This is a genomic window from Cobetia sp. (genome assembly GCF_983723665.1).
Map to the genome: position 1 here is coordinate 1 of NZ_CFDJES010000210.1, position 3,540 is coordinate 3,540.

The window sequence follows — 3,540 nt, forward strand, 5'->3', positions numbered from 1 at the left end:
GCGAGCATTGCGGGCATCCTGTGCAATTAGCCAATAGAGAGAGAATAGGGGCTCAGGCAGCCGACATGATGCATGTCCTGCCTGACAGGCGTGCAAGGCTACCGTGACCAAGAGGCGCTATCCAGCCAAGCGTGCGTGGCTGGATAGCGCCTAGGAGATTCGAGCGGCTTCGCGTGTTGGTGAAATTGCATGTTGCTGTCTTTTCAGCTAGAGATCAGCTTTCCCCTATAGGATGGTGAGGCTTACCATGGCATGTTGGTTTAGCCATATGCCGCAGTGTTCAGTGGGTGTTTTGTGGATCAGGAGAAAGCTGGCATGAAGCTGTTGTTGCTTGAAGATGATGACCTGCTGGCGGAAAGCCTGGCCGAGCTGCTTGAGGACAATGGTTATCGACTGGATGTCTCCTCCAATTTGAATGATGCGCAAGCCTTCATGGCAACCGAGCAGTACGCGCTGGCCATTCTGGATCTGGGACTACCGGACGGCTCCGGGTTGGATTTGCTCAAGCGCTGGCGTCAAGGTCAGGTGGATATTCCGATACTGATTCTCACGGCCCGTGACACGTGGGAAGACAAGGTCGTCGGTTTGCGCAGCGGGGCAGATGATTACCTGACCAAGCCATTTCATGAAGCAGAGTTGCTGGCACGTCTTCATGCGCTGCTTCGGCGTCGTCAAGGGGCAAGTCATGGGTATCTTCAGGTGAGCGGAATTCAGCTGGATGAAGAGGCGCAGCGTGTGTGCTGTGATGGAGAGCAGTGGGCGAGCTTGACGGCCACCGAATTTCGCCTGTTACGGTACCTCATGCATCATCCAGACAGAGTGCACTCCAAGACACAGTTGCTGGATCAGCTATATGCCCTGGAGCAGGACGCCGCGGCGCCCAATCTGGTAGAAGTCTATATCGCTCGCCTTCGCCGCCGCCTGGGCAAGGACTTGATACAGACCCGCCGCGGACAGGGGTATCTGCTTGTTTCACATCGATCGTCGTAGCCTTCGTTTTCGCCTGCTGACCCGCCTGGGAGGAGCATCTCTCGCGGTGGTGCTGTTTGCCTGGTATCTGCATGGCTTCTTTCTCCACGAGCTGGCGAAGGACTTTCTTGGCGAGCGTCTCAAGGATGAGGCATGGCATATCGTCACCTTGCTCAAGAAGGATGAGCGACCTGTTGCCCAGCTCATGGCAGCGGCCCGAGAGGAGTCTCTGAGCTTTCATCATTTCTATGTGTTGCGAGTCGGGGAGAAGGTCAGTACTTCGCTGCCTGCCTTGCCGACGCAGATGCTCCCTTTGCTTGAGGGCAAGGGGGATGCGTTATTCATGCATCAGTTTCAGCAACAGCCACTGTTGGTCTATCGGCACGTCTTCGATATCCGCGGGGACGCGGTGCAATTGCTGATTGCCGAGAATTTCTCGCCAGTGGAGCAGGGCTTGACCCGAGTTCATTGGTGGATTGCCGCCAGCGCCATCCTGTTGTGGGGAATTCTGATATCACTCAATCTGCTGGCGGTAAGGCGGGGGCTCAGGCCGTTGAGTGTCCTGCGTCATCAATTGAGTGAACTCCAGTCCGGGCACCGAAAGCGGATTGTGCTTGAGGCCCCTTCCGAGCTTGATGCGTTGGTATCACAGCTCAACACCCTGCTGGATGAGTTTGATCGTCGGTTGTCTCGTTCACGAGAGTCTGTGGCGAATCTGTCCCATGCGCTCAAGACACCTCTGGCGGCACTGACACAGGTGCTGCGTGGCAAGCGACCGATCAATGAGGTACGTCGTGGCAAGATGCTGCAACGTGTAGAGACGATTCATTCCCAGCTGGAGACAGAACTCAGGCGAGCCCGCATTGCTGGCCCGCGCGCCGGTCAGACAACACGCCCGGTTGAAGAGGCCCAGCGCTTGATCGAGATGTTCCAGGGGATCTATCCGCAGCGTACCTTCTTGCTGGAGTGTCTGGGCGTATCTAATGAGCATGCGGATAGCTGGGTGAATGTCGAGACACAGGATTTCACCGAAATGCTCGGCATATTGCTGGATAATGCGGGCAAGTGGTCTGTCAATCAGGTGCAATGCCGATTGACGATAGAGAGTGACCAGATCGTGCTCTGCGTCGAGGATGATGGTCCGGGGGTGCCGCAGGCACAGTTGGCCCATCTTGGCGAGCGTGGGTGGCGTCAGGACGAAACTCACCCGGGTTATGGGTTGGGGCTCTCCATTCTTGCCCATCTCGTCAAGCATTACGCTGGTTGCGTGAGCTACTCAACAGCCGGCGCAGGGGGATTGAGAGCCGAGGTGCATCTGCCCACACGCAAATAGGCACTCCATTCAGGTTCGTTTCAGCTTGCCGTGGCTTCATCCATGTCATGACTCTTCATTCATGACTCGGGAGCAGCAACGGCCATGGCACCAAAACCGTCTGAATTTTCTGTATCACGTCGTCAGTTGCTCAAGGGAGGTTCTGCCCTGGGGCTGGGCGCAATGGTGTCAGGCGTGGCACCCGCCTGGGCCAACCCCTGGGGGCGCACATCAGGTTACTCCCAAGGGGTTGAGCATGGGCCCGAGATCTCTCTTGTCATTCGACGTGAAGACATCGACATTGCCGGGCAATTCGCTCGTCCTATCAGCATCAATGGCAGTAGTCCCGGGCCCATGGTGCGCTTGAAGGAGGGGCAGGATGCTGTCATCAAGGTGACAAACCTGCTCGATGAGCCAACCTCCATTCACTGGCATGGCATCATACTTCCTCCGGAAATGGACGGCGTGCCGGGTATCAGCTTCGCAGGGATAGCACCGGGCGAAACCTTTACCTACCGGTTTCCTGTCACTCAGAGCGGTACCTACTGGTATCACAGTCATTCAGGCCTCCAGGAGCAGGAAGGCCACGCAGGTCCATTGATCATCGACTCCGCAACACCCGAAGCCTTCACCTATGATCGTGAGCATGTCCTGCTGCTGACTGACTGGACATTCGAAGACCCCAAGTCCGTATTTCGCAATCTCAAGACCATGGAAGGCTACTATAACTACCAGGAGCGCACCGTCGCTGATTTCTTTGCGGATGTACGACGGGGTGGTTGGGTGGACACGATCGAGTCGCGCAGCATGTGGGCAGAGATGCGCATGAGTTCACGGGATATTGCCGATGTCACCGGCAGTACCTATACGTATCTTCTCAATGGTCATTCACCAGAAGAAAACTGGAGCGCGCTATTCAAGCGTGGGGAAACAGTGCGTCTGCGTGTCGTCAATGGCTCGGCAATGAGCTACTTCGATTTACGCATTCCCGGCTTGAAGATGACCGTGGTAGCGGCAGATGGACAGCCAGTGCAACCGGTAGAAGTGGATGAGTTCCGTATTGCCGTGGCGGAAGCCTACGATGTGCTGGTGACACCGGAAGATGACAAGGCGTACACCATCTTCGCCGAAGCCATGGACCGCAGTGGCTACGCGCGAGCCACGTTGGCACCCCGCCCCGGAATGGAGGCGCCCGTACCTGAACGACGGCAGATCGCTGATCGCGGGATGGAGGCCATGGGCGCTCATGCTGGAATGGA

3 protein-coding genes are annotated in these 3,540 nt (G+C 56.7%); all 3 read left to right on the plus strand.

The window, feature by feature from the left end; genetic code table 11:
- Window positions 1–315: 315 nt before the first annotated feature.
- Complete coding sequence (locus AC4FAH_RS13905; protein ID WP_153635664.1) at window positions 316–990, plus strand: response regulator; 675 nt, start codon at window positions 316–318, stop codon at window positions 988–990.
- A complete protein-coding gene (locus AC4FAH_RS13910) occupies window positions 968–2,302 on the plus strand; it encodes an ATP-binding protein (protein WP_490246244.1) in 1,335 nt (444 codons plus the stop codon). The genes AC4FAH_RS13905 and AC4FAH_RS13910 overlap by 23 nt, the downstream gene beginning before the upstream one ends.
- Window positions 2,303–2,386: 84 nt before the next feature.
- Window positions 2,387–3,540, plus strand: a 1,154-nt coding sequence (locus AC4FAH_RS13915; protein WP_490246245.1) for a copper resistance system multicopper oxidase, incomplete at its 3' end; no start/stop codon positions are given.